This window comes from Microbacterium sp. (assembly GCF_047602155.1).
In the GTDB taxonomy this organism is placed as follows: Bacteria; Actinomycetota; Actinomycetes; order Actinomycetales; family Microbacteriaceae; genus Microbacterium.
This window is the reverse complement of the sequence record NZ_JASGHZ010000001.1, coordinates 1-14,889: the sequence shown is the minus strand read 5'-3', so window position 1 is coordinate 14,889 and position 14,889 is coordinate 1. Positions and strand designations below refer to the sequence as shown.

The window sequence follows — 14,889 nt, the reverse complement described above, 5'->3', positions numbered from 1 at the left end:
CCTGTGCCCAAGATCCTCATCGTCGGCGGCGGCTATGCCGGCTTCTACACCGCGTGGAAGCTGGAGAAGCACCTGCGCAAGGGCGAAGCCGAGGTCACGGTCGTCGATCCGCTGCCGTACATGACCTACCAGCCGTTCCTGCCCGAGGTCGCGGCGGGCGAGATCGAGGCCCGCCACGTCATCGTGGGCCTGCGCCGTCACCTGAAGAAGACGCGCGTCATCACGGCGAAGGTCACCGGCATCGACCACGCAGGCAAGTTCGCGACGATCACGCCCGCCGAGGGCGAGCCGTGGCAGGAGCACTACGACCAGATCGTCGTCACCGCCGGCGCCGTCTCGCGCACCTTCCCGATCCCGGGCATCGCCGACAACGCGATCGGCCTGAAGACGATCGAAGAGGCGGTCGCGATCCGTGACCGCATCCTCACCAACTTCGACCGCGCCGCGAACCTGCCCCCGGGGCCGGAGCGCGACCGCCTCCTCACCGTCGTCGTCGTCGGCGGCGGGTTCGCCGGCATCGAGGTGTTCGCCGAGATGCGCGCGCTCGCCTCGTCGCTGCTGCGCGACTATCCGCAGCTGCGCTTCGAAGACACGCACTTCCACCTCATCGAGGCGATGAGCCGCATCATGCCCGAGGTGTCGCTGCAGACGAGCGAGTGGGTGCTGAAGGATCTCGCCAAGCGCGGTGGCTTCGTCCACCTCGACACGCAGGTCACCGGTGCCGTCGACGGCAACATCGAGCTGTCCACCGGCGAGACGATCCCGAGCGACCTCATCGTGTGGACGGCGGGGGTCATGGCGAACCCGACCGTGGTCCGCGGCAGCGACCTGCCCGTCGAAGAGCGTGGCCGCATCCGCACCCGCGCCGACCTGCGGGTCGGCAGCGAGGACGAGGTCGTCGAGGGCGCCTGGGCCGCCGGCGACGTGTCGGCCGTGCCCGACCTCACCGGCAAGGGCGTCGGCGGCTACTGCGTGCCCAACGCGCAGCACGCCGTGCGTCAGGCGAAGCTGCTCGCGAAGAACCTCGTGGCCGTGCTGCGCGGCGAGGCGCCGCGCGAGTACATCCACCACAACCTCGGTGCCGTCGCGGGCCTGGGCCTGTACAACGGTGTGTTCCAGTCGGGCAACATCGCGCTCAAGGGCTTCATCGCATGGTGCGCGCACCGCGGCTATCACGGTCTTGCGATGCCGTCGTGGGAGCGCAAGTGGCGCGTCATCGGCGACTGGTGGCACAACTTCTGGCTCACCCGCGACAACGTGTCGCTGCAGACGGTGCAGAACCCGCGCTACGTCTTCGAGGAGTTCGCCGCGCGCCCGCGTCCCGCGGCCCCGGCCGCCGAGGCGCCGGCTGCTGCCGAGGCGCCGGCGAAGAAGCCCGCCAAGAAGAAGGCGGATGCCGAGGCTGCAGCCGCGAGCTGACGCGCTAGCGTGGGGATGCCGGCGCATCGGCACGCCCCCGTAGCCCAATGGCAGAGGCAGGCGACTTAAAATCGCTTCAGTCCGGGTTCGAGTCCCGGCGGGGGTACGCGATCTCGACCCGACCCTTTTCGCTCGACCCTGCCGGTTGCGCACGGTCTGCAGGAGACCCGGTCGTGCGCAAGCGGCAGGCTCGAGGCCGGCGGCGGCGAGGTGGGTGGCGCCGGCATCCGCTGTTTCGGTGCACCGATGCAGTCTCGCGAACAGCGCGGCATGGTCGCACCTCGCGAAGGAACAACGCGCGGACGAGGGAACAGGAGATACCCGCGCTCTCGTCCGCCAGTTGTTCTCTCGCGGGCACGGGGACGTTCCCTCGCGGGCTCCGGGAGGGCGGGTCCGGGGCACGGCGGCGGTGCGGCGGGCTCCACCGGCGGGGTGGACCGGCCTAGGCTAGAGGCCATGACCCTCGACCTGCTCGGGGCGCCGGCCGCGGGCGAGCCCTGGCTCGACGCCGCCTCCTCCTGGGCGGCGCGCACGGCCGCCGTCGCCCACCTGCCGGCGCCCGTCGCCACGATCGACGTCGACGCGCTGCGGCACAACGCGCTCGATCTCGTCGTCCGCTCCAGCGGCGTGCCGATCCGCGTCGCGAGCAAGTCGATCCGGGTGCGCGAGGTGCTCGACGCCGCCCTCGCGCTGCCCGGGTATCGCGGCATCCTCGCCTTCACGCTGCCCGAAGCGCTGTGGCTGGCCAGCGACGCCGGCGGCGCGCATGACGACATCGTCCTCGGCTACCCGAGCGTCGACCGCGCGGCATTGGCCGCGCTCGCCGCCGACGCGCAGAAGGCCGCGCGCATCACCCTCATAGTCGACGACCTCGCTCAGCTCGACGCCGTCGACGCCGTGGCCGCCCCCGGGTCGCGCGCCGAGCTGCGCGTCGCGATCGACGCCGACGCATCGTGGCGCGCACCCGTGCTCGGGCACATCGGGGTGCGGCGCTCGCCCGTGCACGACGCCGCCGAGGTCACACGCCTGGCCCGCGGCATCGCGCGCCGGGCCGGGTTCCGCCTCGTCGGGCTCATGATGTACGAGGCGCAGATCGCCGGTCAGGGCGACGACACCGGATCGGGGGATGCCGTCATCCGATGGATGCAGCGTCGCTCGGGCCAGGAGCTGCTCGATCGCCGGGGTGCGATCGTCGCGGCGCTCCGCGAGATCGCGCCGCTCGAGTTCGTCAACGGCGGCGGGACGGGCTCGCTGGAGTCGACGGCATCCGACCTGTCGGTCACGGAGACGACCGCCGGCAGCGGACTGCTGGCGGGGCACCTGTTCGACGGCTACCGCGCCTTCACGCTCGCGCCGGCCGCCGCGTTCGCCCTCGACGTCGTGCGCACGCCGACGGAGGACATCGCGACGGTGCTCGGCGGCGGGTGGATCGCCTCGGGGCCTGCCGTGGCGTCGCGGCAGCCGCTGCCGGTGTGGCCGCAGGGCCTGCACACGCTGGGCCGCGAGGGCGCCGGCGAGGTGCAGACCCCGCTGCAGGGCGACGCGGCGCGAAGCCTGCGCGTCGGCGACCGGGTCTGGTTCCGGCACGCGAAAAGCGGCGAGCTCGCCGAGCGGGTCGACCGCTATCACCTGACCAGCGGCGACCGCGTCGTCGGCGAGGCCGCGACGTACCGCGGCGAAGGGAAGAGCTTCCTGTGACACGTCCCGGCGGCAGCTGGCAGAACTGGGGACGCACCGAGAAGGTGCGACCGCAGGCGGTGGAGTACCCGACGACGATCGAGGCGGTGCGCCGCTCGGTCCGCTCGGCCGCGGCGCGCGGACGGGCGATCAAGGCCGTCGGCGCGGGGCACAGCTTCACCGGCATCGCCGTCGCCCCCGGCGTGCTGCTCGAACTGAGCGAGCTGTCGGGCCTCGTCGCGGTCGACCGCGAACGGTCGCGGGTGCGGCTGCTGGCCGGCACCCGGCTTCACCGCATCCCGGCGCTCCTCGCCCCCTACGGGCTCGCGATGACCAACCTCGGCGACATCGACCGGCAGTCGATCTCGGGCGCCGTGTCCACCGGGACGCACGGCACCGGCCTGCGGTTCGGCGGCATCGCGACGCAGGTCGTCGGCGCGACCCTCGTGACCGCCGGCGGCGAGCTGCTGACGGTGAGCGAAGACGAGAACGCCGAGCTGCTGCCCGCCGTCGCGCTCGGGCTCGGCGCCCTCGGCATCCTCGTCGACATCACCATCCAGTGCGTGCCGGCGTTCGCGCTGCGGGCCGTCGAGCATCCCGAGCCGCTCGACGACGTCGTCGACGGGGCGCTCGAGCGCGCCGCGCGCGAAGACCACTTCGAGTTCTACTGGTTTCCGCACACCGACGTCGCGCTCACCAAGACCAACACGCGCCTGCCGGCGGATGCCGCCACGGCACCCCTGTCGGCCACCGCGAAGTTCGTCGACGACGTCGTCATCGGCGGCGCCGTGCACCAGGCCGTCTGCAGCGCCGGGCGTGCCGTGCCGGCGCTCGTGCCGGGAATCAGCCGGCTGTCGGCGAAGGTGTGGGGCGACCGGGAGTTCTCCGACGCGTCGAGCCGGGTCTTCGCCACGAGCCGCGGCGTGCGGTTCCGCGAGATGGAGTACGCCGTGCCGCTGGATCGGCTACCCGACGCCTTCCGCGGCGTGCAGCGCGTCGTCGCCGAGCGCGGCTGGCGCATCGAGTTCCCGATCGAGGTGCGTCAGGCGGCTCGCGACGACCTCTGGCTCTCGACGGCGTCGGGCCGCGACAGCGGCTACATCGCCGTGCACCGGTACTGGCGCAACGACCCCACGGAGTACTTCGCCGCCGTCGAAGAGGTCATGCTCGCCCACGACGGCCGCCCGCACTGGGGCAAGCTGCACACGCTGGATGCCGCGGCCCTGCGCGCGCGCTATCCGCGCTTCGACGACTTCGTCGCTCTGCGCGACCGGCTCGACCCGAAGCGCGCCTTCCGCAACCCGTATCTCGACCGCGTCCTCGGCCCGTGAGGGGCTGAGCAGGGGAACGGCTGAGAGTCCTGACTCGGCCGCTGTGCGCTGCCCCGGCGCGGATAGGATTGAGGCACAAGAGAGGGGAGTCGCTGTGAACATGGCGTGGCTGATCCCAGTGCTCATCGTCGTGGCACTCGTGGTGATCGTCGGGATCTACCTGTGGGCGACGTACAACTCGCTCGTCGCGCTCAATGTGCGCGTCGACGAGGCGTGGAGCGACATCACGGTGCAGCTCAAACGACGAGCCGACCTGTTGCCCAACCTCATCGAGTCGGTCAAGGGCTACGCGGCGCACGAGAAGGCGGTGTTCGAGAACGTCACCCGCGCGCGCGCCGAGACCCTCAGCGCCTCCTCGCCCGGCGAGGCGGGCGTCGCCGAGGGGCACATGCAGCAGGCGCTGAAGTCGCTGTTCGCGGTCGCCGAGGCGTACCCGCAACTGCAGGCGAGCCAGAACTTCCTGCAGCTGCAGCAGTCGATCGTCGACACGGAGGACAAGATCCAGGCCTCGCGCCGGTTCTACAACGGCGGCGTGCGCGAGCTGAACACGAAGATCAAGGTGTTCCCGAACAACATGTTCGCCCGCAACCTCGGCTTCCACGAGCGCGAGTTCTTCGAGGTCGTCGACGGTGCGGCGATCGCCGAACCGCCGCGCATCCAGTTCTAAGCCATGTACTCCGCGATCGCGCGGAACAAGCGCAACACCTGGCTCATCCTCGGCGGCTTCGTCGTCATGCTCGGCCTCATCGGGCTCGGCGCGGGCTGGCTCGCCGGCAACAACTGGTGGCTCACGGCGTTCATGCTCCTCGGCGCCGCCGGCTACGCCACGGCGCAGTACTTCCTCGCCGACCGCGAAGCGCTCGCGCTCTCCGGCGCGCAGGAGGTCACCCGCGAGGAGGCGCCGCGCTACTACCGCCTCGTCGAGAACCTCTGCATCACCACCGGCACGCCCATGCCGAAGCTCTACGTCGTGCAGGATGCCGCGCCCAACGCCTTCGCGACCGGCCGCACACCGGAAGAGGCGGCGATCACCGTCACGACCGGGCTGTTCGAGCTCATGACCGACCGGGAGCTGGAGGGGGTGCTCGGTCACGAGCTCGGCCACATCCGCAACTACGACATCCGGGTGTCGCTGGTCGTCTTCGGCCTCGTCGTCGCGGTCGGCCTCATCGCCGACATCCTCATGCGCATGGCCTTCTTCGGCGGCGGACGCCGGGGCAACAACCAATCGCAGCTGATCTTCCTGCTGTTCGGCGTCGTCGCCGCGATCGTCGCGCCGCTGCTGGCGGGCGTCGTCCAGGCGTCCATCTCGCGTCAGCGCGAGTACCTCGCCGACGCGACGAGCGCGCTCACCACGCGCGACCCCGACGCTCTGGCCTCCGCCCTCGGAAAGCTCGCCGAGTACGGCCGTCCGCTCGCGAAGGCGAACACGTCGATGGCGCACCTGTGGATCGCCGATCCGCTGCGCCCGGGTGGCGTCGCCCGGCTCTTCGCGACGCACCCGCCGATCCCCGACCGCATCGCCCGCCTGCAGCACATGGGCGGCAGCTTCTGAGAAGGCGCAGAAGCGGCGCGCATGCCGATAGCCGCATGAGCCGCGCCTAGACTGGCGGAATGAGCGGTGCCGACGACCAGCCCCGGGACAGACCACGCGGCGGGCTGCTCGATGCGATCCGCAGCAAGACCGTCTCGACCGAGATCGCCGCGTCACTTCCGCACGGCCTGCGCGTCGCGACGGCCTACGCGTGGCGGTTCGTCGTGCTCGCGGCGGCCGCCGGCATCCTGATCTGGCTCGTCATCCAGCTGAAGCTGCTCGTCGTCATCCCGCTGCTCGTCGCGATCCTCGTCACGGCCCTGCTCTGGCCGGCCTTCACCTGGATGCTGCGCCACCGCGCACCGCGATGGCTCGCGATCGTGGCCTCGGTGCTCGGCGCGTTCGTGATCGTGGGCGCACTGTTGTGGCTCGCGATCTGGCAGATCACCCGCGAGTGGCCGAGCGTGCGCGACCGCGCGACCGCGGCCATCGCACAGTTCCGGCAGTACCTCATCGACGGGCCGCTGCACCTGACCTCGGCGCAGATCGACGACCTCCTGGCGCAACTGGGCGGCTTCCTGCAGCAGCAGGCCGACCTCTTCTGGTCGGGCGCCCTCGTCGTCGGCTCGACGGTCGGCCACGTGCTGACCGGCGCGGTGCTGACCCTGTTCATCCTCCTGTGCACCCTCGCCGACGGCGGCGGCATCTGGAAGTGGGTGGTACGCCTGTTCCCGCGCGCCGCGCGCGCCGACGTCGACGGTGCCGGCCGGGCCGGCTGGAAGACCGTCGTCAGCTACGCGCGCACGCAGCTGCTGGTCGCGACAATCGACGCGATCGGCATCTCGCTGGGGGCGTTCCTCCTGCAGGTGCCGCTCGCGATCCCGATCGGCGTGCTCGTCTTCCTCGGTGCGTTCGTGCCCTTCGTCGGCGCCGTCGTCACCGGCGCCCTCGCGGTGCTCCTCGCTCTCATCTACAACGGCCCCTGGATCGCGCTGTGGATGCTGGTGGTCGTGCTCGGCGTGCAGCAGATCGAGGGTCACATCCTGCAGCCGCTGCTGATGGGCTCCGCCGTCAAGGTGCACCCGCTCGCCGTCGTCCTGGTCGTCGCGGGCGGCGCCATGATCGCGGGCATCGCCGGCGCGCTGTTCGCCGTGCCGCTGGCCGCGTTCATCAACGTCGTCGCCGTCTACCTCGGCAGCGGCGGCGACGGTCGGGCATCCCCGGCGGATGCCGACCTCATCTGGAATACCGTGCCCCGCAGCAGAAGGACCCCCGCGTGACCATCCCCACCCTGGCGGAGTTCGAAGACGCCGCCGCCGTCCTGCACGGCGTCATCGCGCAGACCCCGTTCGACGTCTCCGAATACCTCACCGGCATCCTCGGCGCGCCGGTCTACCTGAAGCTCGAGAACCTGCAGCGGACGGGGTCGTTCAAGATCCGCGGCGCGACCTACCGTCTCTCGCGGCTGACCGAGCAGGAGCGCGCCCGCGGCGTCGTCGCGGCCTCCGCGGGCAACCATGCGCAGGGCGTGGCGCTGGCGGCGCAGAAGCTCGGCATCCCGGCGACGATCTTCATGCCGCTCGGGGTTCCCGTGCCCAAGCTCCTCGCCACCCGCGGGTACGGTGCCGAGGTCGTGCTGGAGGGGGCCACGGTCGAGACCCCGCTGCGCCTGGCGGCGGAGTTCGCCGAGCGCACGGGAGCCGTGCTCATCCACCCGTACGACCACCGCGACGTCATCGTCGGCCAGGGCACGCTCGGGCTCGAGATCGCCGACGCGCTGCCCGAGGTCGACACGGTCGTGGTCGGCATCGGCGGGGGAGGGCTCATCGCCGGCGTCGCCGCGGCCGTCCGGGCGCGCGCCGCCGCGGCGGGGCGCTCGGTGCGCATCATCGGCGTGCAGGCCGAGAACTCGGCGGCCTACCCGGCGTCGCTGGCCGCAGGCGAGCCGCTGACCGTACAGACCTCGCCGACCATCGCCGACGGCATCGCCGTCGCGCGGCCGGGCGATCTCACGTTCGCGGTCATCCGTGACGTCGTGGACGAGGTCGTCACCGTCACCGAGGACGACATCGCCCGCGCCCTCCTCGTGCTGCTCGAGCGCGCCAAGCAGGTCGTCGAGCCGGCGGGCGCCGTCGGCGTCGCCGCCATCCTCGCCGGGAAGATCACCGCGACCGGACCGACCGCCGTCATCCTGTCCGGCGGCAACATCGACCCCCTGCTGCTGCAGCGCGTCGTCGCGCACGGGCTCGCGGCATCCGGACGCTACATGACCCTGCAGATTCCGCTGCCCGACCGTCCCGGTCAGCTCGCGCGGGTGTCGGAGCTGCTCGCCGTCGCGGGCGCCAACGTCATCGAGGCGCTGCACACCCGCCACGGGCACGGCCTGCAGATCAGCGAGGTCATCCTGCAGCTGAGCGTCGAGACGCGCGGCGAAGACCACCGCGCACAGGTGATCGCGATCCTGGAGGATGCCGGCTTCCACCCCAGGATCGTCCAGGACTAGTGTCGCGTTTCTGAAGTTGGTTGACGGTTGGCTTTCGCGAGGATCTGTTCCGGGGTCTTGGTCCAGACGAAAGGATGCTTCCGGTCGTTCCAGCCAGTGATGAATTGTCTGATCTTCGCGTTGAGGTTCGTTCACGCTGGTGAAGATTCCGCGGCGGATGGCCTGCTTGTCGATGATTCCGAACCAGACTTCGACGAGATTCAGCCAGGATCCTGATGTCGGTGTGAAATGGACGTGGAAGCGGGGGCGTTGCTCGAGCCAGGCCTTCACTTCCGGGGTCTTGTGGGTGGCGTAGTTGTCCATCACGAGGTGCAGTTCGACGTCGGGGTAGGCGCGGTCGATTTGCCGCAGGAACGCCAGGAACTCCTGCCGGCGGTGCTTCGGCTTGACCGCTCCGGTGACGTGCCCGGTCGCGATCTCCAGCGCGGCGAACAGTGTCGTCGTGCCGTGCCGTTTGTAGTCATGGGTGCGCTTCTCAGCGTCCCCGATGCGCATCGGCAGCATCGGCGCGGTGCGATCCAGCGCCTGGATCTGGCTCTTCTCGTCCACGCACAGCACGATCGCGTTCTCCGGCGGTGCGAGGTACAGACCGACGACGTCCGTGACTTTGCCGACCAGTTCCGGATCGGTGGAGAACTTGAACGTCTCCGACTTCCACGGCTGCACCCCGTACTCTCGCCACGCCCTGGCAACCGTTGCGTTCCCGATTTTCAGATGCCTGGCCAGCAGCCGGGATGACCAGTGCGTTACCCCGTACTTCTTCGGCGGCGAGGTCAACGTCGCAGCGACGATGTCCGCGTAGTCCAGATGACGTGGTCTTCCGGACCGGTCCGCGCCGCCCAAACCCGCGATCCCGAGCTCTTCGTACCGGGCCCGCCACTTCAACACCGTCACGACCGACGCATCCGTGAGCTCAGCGATCCGCGTATTCGCGACTCCCTCCGAGGCCAGCAACACGATCCGCGCCCGCTTCGCATCACCCGCACGCACCGTTGTCGACCGGAGCCAGCCACGCAGCATGGACTCGTCGCCATCGAACAGCCGCAGCGCAGGAGCCGGAGAATTCGCCATAGCCAATTCTCCCAACCATCCAACCCTTTAGGAACTAACGACACGCGACACTAGGCTCCTCCTGCCGGGCCGCCTGCCCGTCGCTCCCGCCGTCGCCGCGTCGCCGCGTCCCCCGCCCGCCGTCGCCCACCCGTCGAGTTTCGGACGCTTGAAGCGTCCGAAAGTGTCTCCACGCGAGTTTCGGACGCTACAAGCGTCCGAAACGTCGGCGTCGGGGTCGGCGTCGGGATCGACGTCGGCGTCGTGGTCGGGATCGACGTCGGGGTCGGGGTCGGGGTCGGGGTCGGGGTCGCGCGCGCGGCGGGCGCGGCGTGTGCCGGAGCGCGCCTGTGGACAACTTGCGACGCTGTGCGACGGATGCCGCCAGGATCGAGGGATGAGCAGGCTTCCGCGAGCGTTCACGATCGCTCAGGCGCGTGAGGAGGGCGTCGACGCGCGTCGACTGCGATCGGACCGGACGTGGTCGCGTCCGTACCGCGGGATGAGGGCGGATGCCGATGCCTCGTGGTTCGACGTCATATCGGCGCGTGTGCGTGCCGTGGGGCCGGATGCCGTCGTCTTCGGGCCGTCGGCTCTGTCCGTATGGGGAGTGGAGCGGCCCGGCCTCGCCGCGCCGGACCCTGACCTGCACGTCGCGGTGCCTCGGCCGGGCCGGGCGCCGCGCGGTGCCGGGATCGTCGGCTACAGCATCGGACTCGAACCGATCCACGTCACGAACTGGCGCGGGGTGCCGGTCACGACGCGGCCGCGCACCTGGATCGACCTGGCGCGGTGGCTCGCGGTGCCCCAGCTGGTTGCCGTCGCCGACCAGTTCTGCAGGCTGGACGAGAACTGGTGCACCCTGTCGGAGCTCAGCACGGCGTTGCGTGCGGCGCCGCGCGTACGCGGCGCTGCGCGGCTGCGCGAGGCGCTGGAGCTGGTGGTTCCCGGCGCGGAGTCGTATCCGGAGTCGCTCCTGCGCGTGATGCTGGAGCAGGCGGGGCTGCCGCGCGCCGCCGTGAACGCTTCGATCCGCGGCAGCGGCGGATTCGTCGCGCGCGTCGACCTGCTCTTCGAGGACTACGGCGTCATCGTCGAATACGAGGGCGCGCACCACGCCGAGGACAAGCGGCAGTGGCGGCGTGATCTCACCCGCATCGGCGAACTGCAGCGGCTCGGCTACATCGTGGAGCGTGCCCACGCCGGTGACCTGCGTGATCCGTCCGGCCTCATCGAGCGCGTCCGCATCCATCTCCTGCGCCGCGGCTGGAAGCCGGCGGCATCCCGCTGAGTGCAGTTTCGGACGCTTCACGCGTCCGAAACTCGCTCACGAAGACTTTCGGACGCTTTAAGCGTCCGAAACTCCGACACGGTGGCGATGGAACAGGCGGGGAGGAGCGGGCTCAGCGGGCTCACTGCCCGTGGTAGGTCTCGACCTTCACGATCTCGACGGCGATCTCGCGGCCGTTCGGGGCGGTGTACGAGGTCTTCTCGCCCTCGGCGAGGCCGAGGATCGCGGCGCCCAGCGGCGACGCCTCGCTGTAGACGTCGAGCTCGGAACCCGCCGCGATCTCACGGCTGCCGAGCAGGAACACCTCTTCGCCGCCCGCGACGATCGCCGTGACGACGGTGCCGCCCTTGACGGTGCCGTCCGACTCCGGCGCCTCGCCGACGACGGATTCCTTCAGCAGCGCCTGCAGCGTGCGGATGCGGGCCTCCTGCTTGCCCTGCTCGTCCTTGGCGGCGTGGTAGCCGCCGTTCTCCTTGAGGTCGCCCTCTTCGCGGGCCGCTTCGATGCGCTTGGCGATCTCTTCGCGACCCGTCGTGGACAGGTGCTCGAGCTCGGCGGCGAGACGGTCGTAGGCGTCCTGCGTGAGGAAGGTCTGCGTGTTCTCGGGCATGTCGTCTCCTAGTCGCGTTCGTCGTGGTCGCGTTCGTCGCGAAGATGGGGGGTGTAAGCCAAACGCCCCGGCAGCAGCCAGGGCGCGTGTGTGTCCCGACAGCCTACGGGATCCAGCAGGAGGTCACCAAACCGGTGGTCGCCGGCGCGATCGTCGGGACCGTCTCGGTGAACGTGCGGGTGTGCGCCTGATCGGCGGGATACTCGCGCACGATCCAGCCCACGATGCCGTGCTCGGCATCCTGCGCCTCGATGACGCAGGCGACGGCCGAACCGGGCTGGGCCGTCGTCTGAAACTCGACCGTGATGCTGTGCGCGTCGATCGCGGACAGCGCGAGGGTGTCGGCATCCACCGCGCGCAGCGACTGCGCGAAGGTCGCCCAGCCGAGGGAGCCGACGATCGCCAGCGCGACGACGCCGAACACGACCCCGCCGACGCGACCGCGGATGCCGCGGCGGCGGCCGTAGCGGTCGTCGAGCTCGGCCTGGCTGCGCGTCACCGTCATGTGTCATCCGTTCTAGGCTGGAGTTCCAGGCTATGCGCTGCGCGCAGGATCCGAGGAACGAATGCACGTACTGCCGCTCGCGCTCGAGCGTCTTGCCGCCATCTCCGGCGCGGCGACGCCGACCCCCACCATGACCGTCGCTGCCGAGGACGTCACCCCGGGCTTCGCGGGGTTCGTCGCGGTGGCGCTGGTGGCCGTGGCCGCGGTGCTCCTCGTCATCGACATGCTGCGGCGCATCCGCCGGGCCGGCTACCGCGCCGAGATCTCCGAGGAACTGGATGCGCAGCAGGTGGCGGCCGACGCCGCCGACGAGCGGGACATCGACCCGGATCCGACGGCCGAGCGTTAGGCCGGCGACCCGAGCGAGGGCGTCAGCGGCTCGAGGGCGATGAGCAGGCACGCCGTCCAGTGGCAGAGGAAAGCCAGGACGGTGCACACGTGGAAGATCTCGTGGAAGCCGAAGTGCCCGGGCCACGGGTTGGGCTTTTTCAGCGCGTAGACGATCGCCCCGGCCGTGTACAGCAGGCCGCCGACGGCGACGAGCACCATCATCGCGGGGTTCGCGTGGAACAGGTCGACGAGGTACATGACGGCCGCCCAGCCGAGCAGCAGGTACAGCGCGACGTATAGCCAGCGCGGCGCGTTGATCCAGAAGACCCGGAACAGGATGCCCAGCAGCGCCCCCGACCACACCAGGACGAGCAGCAGGGCGCCCTTTCCGGGCGGCAGACCCAGCACCGCCACCGGAGTGTACGTGCCGGCGATGAGCAGCAGGATGTTGGCGTGATCGATGCGCTTGAGCACCGCCTTGGCCACGGGCCCCCAGTCGAACCGGTGGTACAGCGCCGAGTTGCCGAACAGCAGCAGCGAGGTCGCCATGAACACCGCCGCCGCCCACTTCGCGGCCGCTCCCTGCGCCACGACGACCAGCACGACGCCTGCGGCGATCGCGACGGGGAAGGTGCCCGCGTGGATCCAGCCGCGCCACGACGGCTTGGGATCGAGTTGCGCGCTCGTGGCCCCCGGCTCGAGCAGGGGGAGCTGGGGCATCTCGACGCCCTCGTCGGCGTTGGGCTCGGTCACGCCCCGAGCCTACGCGGGACAGTATGCCGCCCAGAGCACATACGACTCGGCGCAGCGCGATAGCGTATGACCGTGACATCCACCGGCCCGCGCGAGGGGCGAGGCCTTCTCTACCGCGTGTACAGCTCACGCCTGAAGCGCGCGTTGACGCCCGAGACGGTGCCGCATCACGTCGCGATGATGATCGACGGCAACCGGCGGTGGGCGCGCCAGGCCGGCTACGCGACGGTTGCCGACGGGCACCGTGCCGGTGCCGCGAAGATGCACGAATTCCTGCGCTGGTGCGATGACCTCGGCATCCGGGTCGTCTCGCTGTACCTGCTCTCCACCGACAACCTGCGCAAGCGCGACTCGCAGGAGCTCGCCGATCTCCTCGAGATCATCGCCGAGCTCGCCGACGAGCTCTCCCGCGAGCCCGGCTGGCGGGTGCAGCACGTCGGGCGGGCCGAGATCCTGCCCCCCGAGCTCGCCCAGGTCCTCCGCACCGCCGAGCAGCGCACGGCGGGCAACACCGGCCTGCACGTCAATCTCGCCGTGGGGTACGGCGGGCGCGGCGAGATCGTGGATGCCGTGCGCAGCATCATCGCCCAGCACCGGCAGGACGGCGGCTCGCTGGAGGAGCTGGCGGCGAGCCTGACTCCCGAGCAGATCGGCGAGCATCTGTACACGGGCGGGCAGCCCGACCCCGACCTCGTGATCCGCACGTCGGGGGAGCAGCGGCTGAGCGACTTCCTGCTGTGGCAGTCGGCGCATTCGGAGTTCTACTTCGTCGAGGCGCTCGGCCCCGATCTGCGCGAGGTGGACTTCCTGCGCGCCATCCGCGACTACGCGACGCGCGACCGTCGCTACGGCGGCTGAGGCCGCCTATCCCACCCGGAGGTTCTCCCTCGTCGAGGCGCTCGGCCCCGACCTGCGTGAGGTGGACTTCCTGCGCGCCATCCGCGACTACGCGACGCGCGACCGTCGCTACGGCGGCTGAGCGGGCACCGGGTGCGTCGGTGTCGACGTCGCATGCCACAATGGCAGGCGTGAGTGCGCTGGAGCCCCTGATCGAGACGTTCGACGCCGCGACGGGATATCTCGACTGGGCCGCCTTCGGCCCGCTCTCGCCCGCCGTGCGCGCCGAGATGCACGCCGATGCCGAACTGCTCGGCTCGGGGCGCTCGTCGGGCATCGACCTGGTCGCCGCGCGCCTCGACGAGGCCCGCGGGCTCGTGGCCGGTGCGCTGGACTGCCCGCTCGACGAGGTCGTGCTGCAGCCGTCGACCACCCAGGGCCTCACGCACGCCATGCAGGGCCTTGAGGGCACGGTCGTCGTGTCGGCGCAGGAGTTCGCGTCGCTGCGGGTCACGGCAGGGCGCGCCCGTGACGCGCGCGGCCTGCTGACGGTGCGCGAGATCGATCCGCCGCACGGCATCGTGACGACCGACGCCGTCGCGGCCGCCCTCACCGACGAGGTCACGGCGCTCGCCGTCAGCCTCGTCGACTTCCGCACCGGGGCGCTCGCCGACCTGGCGGGGCTGCGTGAGCTCATCGGCGACCGGCTGCTGATCGTCGACGCGGCACAGGCCTTCGGCGTCGTCGACGTCGACTGGGCGGCCGCCGACGTCGTCTGCGGTCACGGTTACACGTGGCTGCGCGCGGGCCGCGGCACCGGTTTCGCCCGGTTCTCCGCGGCGGCGCGCGAGCGCATCCGGCCCGTCCTGTCCGGCATCTCCGGCATGCCGGGCGAGGCCGCGACGCCGGGCGTGCCGGCGCCGCTGCCGACGGCATCCGCATATTCGGTCGCGCCCGCCGACCCGCTCGCCGCCTCCCGCCTCGCGGCGGCGATGCGGGAGCTGACGGATGCCGGCATCGCCGCCGTGGCGGCGGAAGTGCACGCCCGG

14 protein-coding genes, 1 tRNA gene and 2 pseudogenes are annotated in these 14,889 nt (G+C 71.0%); 13 read left to right on the top strand and 4 right to left on the bottom strand.

All coding sequences use genetic code 11. The features are described 5' to 3' along the window. Positions 1-3: 3 nt before the first annotated feature. The 8 genes from QM720_RS00085 to ilvA all read left to right on the top strand — a co-directional run bounded on the left by QM720_RS00085 (position 4) and on the right by ilvA (position 8,464). Positions 4-1,419, top strand: coding sequence for an NAD(P)/FAD-dependent oxidoreductase (locus QM720_RS00085; RefSeq protein ID WP_415127747.1), 1,416 nt, complete (start codon positions 4-6; stop codon positions 1,417-1,419). Positions 1,420-1,452: 33 nt separating this feature from the next. Further along, positions 1,453-1,525: transfer RNA gene (locus tag QM720_RS00080), tRNA-Leu, on the top strand. A gap of 350 nt (positions 1,526-1,875) precedes the next feature. Continuing rightward, a complete protein-coding gene (locus QM720_RS00075) occupies positions 1,876-3,117 on the top strand; it encodes an alanine racemase (RefSeq protein WP_415123888.1) in 1,242 nt (413 codons plus the stop codon). Next, positions 3,114-4,427 (top strand): D-arabinono-1,4-lactone oxidase, encoded by a 1,314-nt coding sequence (locus QM720_RS00070; RefSeq protein WP_415123886.1) that lies wholly within the window; start codon positions 3,114-3,116, stop codon positions 4,425-4,427. Before QM720_RS00075 ends, QM720_RS00070 begins: the two co-directional genes overlap by 4 nt. Before the next feature lie 100 nt (positions 4,428-4,527). Further along, positions 4,528-5,094 (top strand): LemA family protein, encoded by a 567-nt coding sequence (locus tag QM720_RS00065; RefSeq protein WP_415123884.1) that lies wholly within the window; start codon positions 4,528-4,530, stop codon positions 5,092-5,094. A 3-nt stretch (positions 5,095-5,097) separates the two neighbouring features. Next, positions 5,098-5,982 (top strand): M48 family metalloprotease, encoded by an 885-nt coding sequence (locus QM720_RS00060; protein ID WP_415123882.1) that lies wholly within the window; start codon positions 5,098-5,100, stop codon positions 5,980-5,982. Between the two features lie 59 nt (positions 5,983-6,041). Continuing rightward, positions 6,042-7,241: an AI-2E family transporter gene (locus QM720_RS00055; protein WP_415123880.1), complete on the top strand. Its 1,200-nt coding sequence runs from the start codon at positions 6,042-6,044 to the stop codon at positions 7,239-7,241. Further along, positions 7,238-8,464, top strand: a complete 1,227-nt coding sequence (gene ilvA / locus QM720_RS00050) for a threonine ammonia-lyase (protein ID WP_415123878.1) — start codon at positions 7,238-7,240, stop codon at positions 8,462-8,464. The genes QM720_RS00055 and ilvA overlap by 4 nt, the downstream gene beginning before the upstream one ends. Here ilvA and QM720_RS00045 read toward each other — a convergent pair. Next, a pseudogene (locus tag QM720_RS00045) lies at positions 8,461-9,535 on the bottom strand (IS630 family transposase). The gene ilvA and the pseudogene QM720_RS00045 overlap by 4 nt on opposite strands. A gap of 376 nt (positions 9,536-9,911) precedes the next feature. Here QM720_RS00045 and QM720_RS00040 point away from each other — a divergent pair. Then, positions 9,912-10,805: a hypothetical protein gene (locus QM720_RS00040; protein ID WP_415123876.1), complete on the top strand. Its 894-nt coding sequence runs from the start codon at positions 9,912-9,914 to the stop codon at positions 10,803-10,805. 121 nt (positions 10,806-10,926) lie between these two features. Here QM720_RS00040 and greA read toward each other — a convergent pair whose 3' ends face one another. Beyond that, a complete protein-coding gene (greA, locus tag QM720_RS00035; protein ID WP_415123874.1) occupies positions 10,927-11,415 on the bottom strand; it encodes a transcription elongation factor GreA in 489 nt (162 codons plus the stop codon). A 103-nt stretch (positions 11,416-11,518) separates the two neighbouring features. Further along, positions 11,519-11,920 carry a DUF4307 domain-containing protein gene (locus QM720_RS00030; protein WP_415123872.1) on the bottom strand — a complete coding sequence of 134 codons (402 nt, stop codon included), beginning with the start codon at positions 11,918-11,920 and terminating at the stop codon, positions 11,519-11,521. Positions 11,921-11,981: 61 nt separating this feature from the next. Between QM720_RS00030 and QM720_RS00025 the strand changes: the two genes are divergently transcribed. Continuing rightward, on the top strand, positions 11,982-12,269 hold the full coding sequence (locus tag QM720_RS00025; protein WP_415123870.1) for a hypothetical protein: 288 nt from the start codon (positions 11,982-11,984) through the stop codon (positions 12,267-12,269). Here the strand turns inward: QM720_RS00025 and trhA are convergent. Then, entirely contained in the window at positions 12,266-12,970 is a 705-nt protein-coding gene (gene trhA, locus QM720_RS00020; protein ID WP_415127745.1) for a PAQR family membrane homeostasis protein TrhA, read from the bottom strand. The two genes, QM720_RS00025 and trhA, sit on opposite strands and share 4 nt — an antisense overlap. A gap of 105 nt (positions 12,971-13,075) precedes the next feature. Here trhA and QM720_RS00015 point away from each other — a divergent pair, with 105 nt between their 5' ends. From QM720_RS00015 to QM720_RS00005, 3 genes and pseudogenes are all read left to right on the top strand, one after another. After that, positions 13,076-13,861, top strand: coding sequence for an isoprenyl transferase (locus QM720_RS00015; RefSeq protein ID WP_415123868.1), 786 nt, complete (start codon positions 13,076-13,078; stop codon positions 13,859-13,861). Between the two features lie 31 nt (positions 13,862-13,892). Then, positions 13,893-13,982, top strand: a pseudogene (locus tag QM720_RS00010) (isoprenyl transferase); the annotation flags it as partial. Between the two features lie 49 nt (positions 13,983-14,031). After that, positions 14,032-14,889, top strand: an 858-nt coding sequence (locus tag QM720_RS00005) for an aminotransferase class V-fold PLP-dependent enzyme (RefSeq protein ID WP_415123866.1), incomplete at its 3' end; no start/stop codon positions are given.

What these genes read in the sequence shown, in the direction of transcription:
- trhA (WP_415127745.1), bottom strand. Translation starts at nt 12,970, where the DNA reads ATGCCCCAGCTCCCCCTGCTCGAGCCGGGGGCCACGAGCGCGCAACTC.
- QM720_RS00025 (WP_415123870.1), top strand. Translation starts at nt 11,982, where the DNA reads ATGCACGTACTGCCGCTCGCGCTCGAGCGTCTTGCCGCCATCTCCGGC.
- greA (WP_415123874.1), bottom strand. Translation starts at nt 11,415, where the DNA reads ATGCCCGAGAACACGCAGACCTTCCTCACGCAGGACGCCTACGACCGT.
- QM720_RS00030 (WP_415123872.1), bottom strand. Translation starts at nt 11,920, where the DNA reads ATGACGGTGACGCGCAGCCAGGCCGAGCTCGACGACCGCTACGGCCGC.
- QM720_RS00060 (WP_415123882.1), top strand. Translation starts at nt 5,098, where the DNA reads ATGTACTCCGCGATCGCGCGGAACAAGCGCAACACCTGGCTCATCCTC.
- QM720_RS00075 (WP_415123888.1), top strand. Translation starts at nt 1,876, where the DNA reads ATGACCCTCGACCTGCTCGGGGCGCCGGCCGCGGGCGAGCCCTGGCTC.
- QM720_RS00065 (WP_415123884.1), top strand. Translation starts at nt 4,528, where the DNA reads ATGGCGTGGCTGATCCCAGTGCTCATCGTCGTGGCACTCGTGGTGATC.
- QM720_RS00055 (WP_415123880.1), top strand. Translation starts at nt 6,042, where the DNA reads ATGAGCGGTGCCGACGACCAGCCCCGGGACAGACCACGCGGCGGGCTG.
- QM720_RS00040 (WP_415123876.1), top strand. Translation starts at nt 9,912, where the DNA reads ATGAGCAGGCTTCCGCGAGCGTTCACGATCGCTCAGGCGCGTGAGGAG.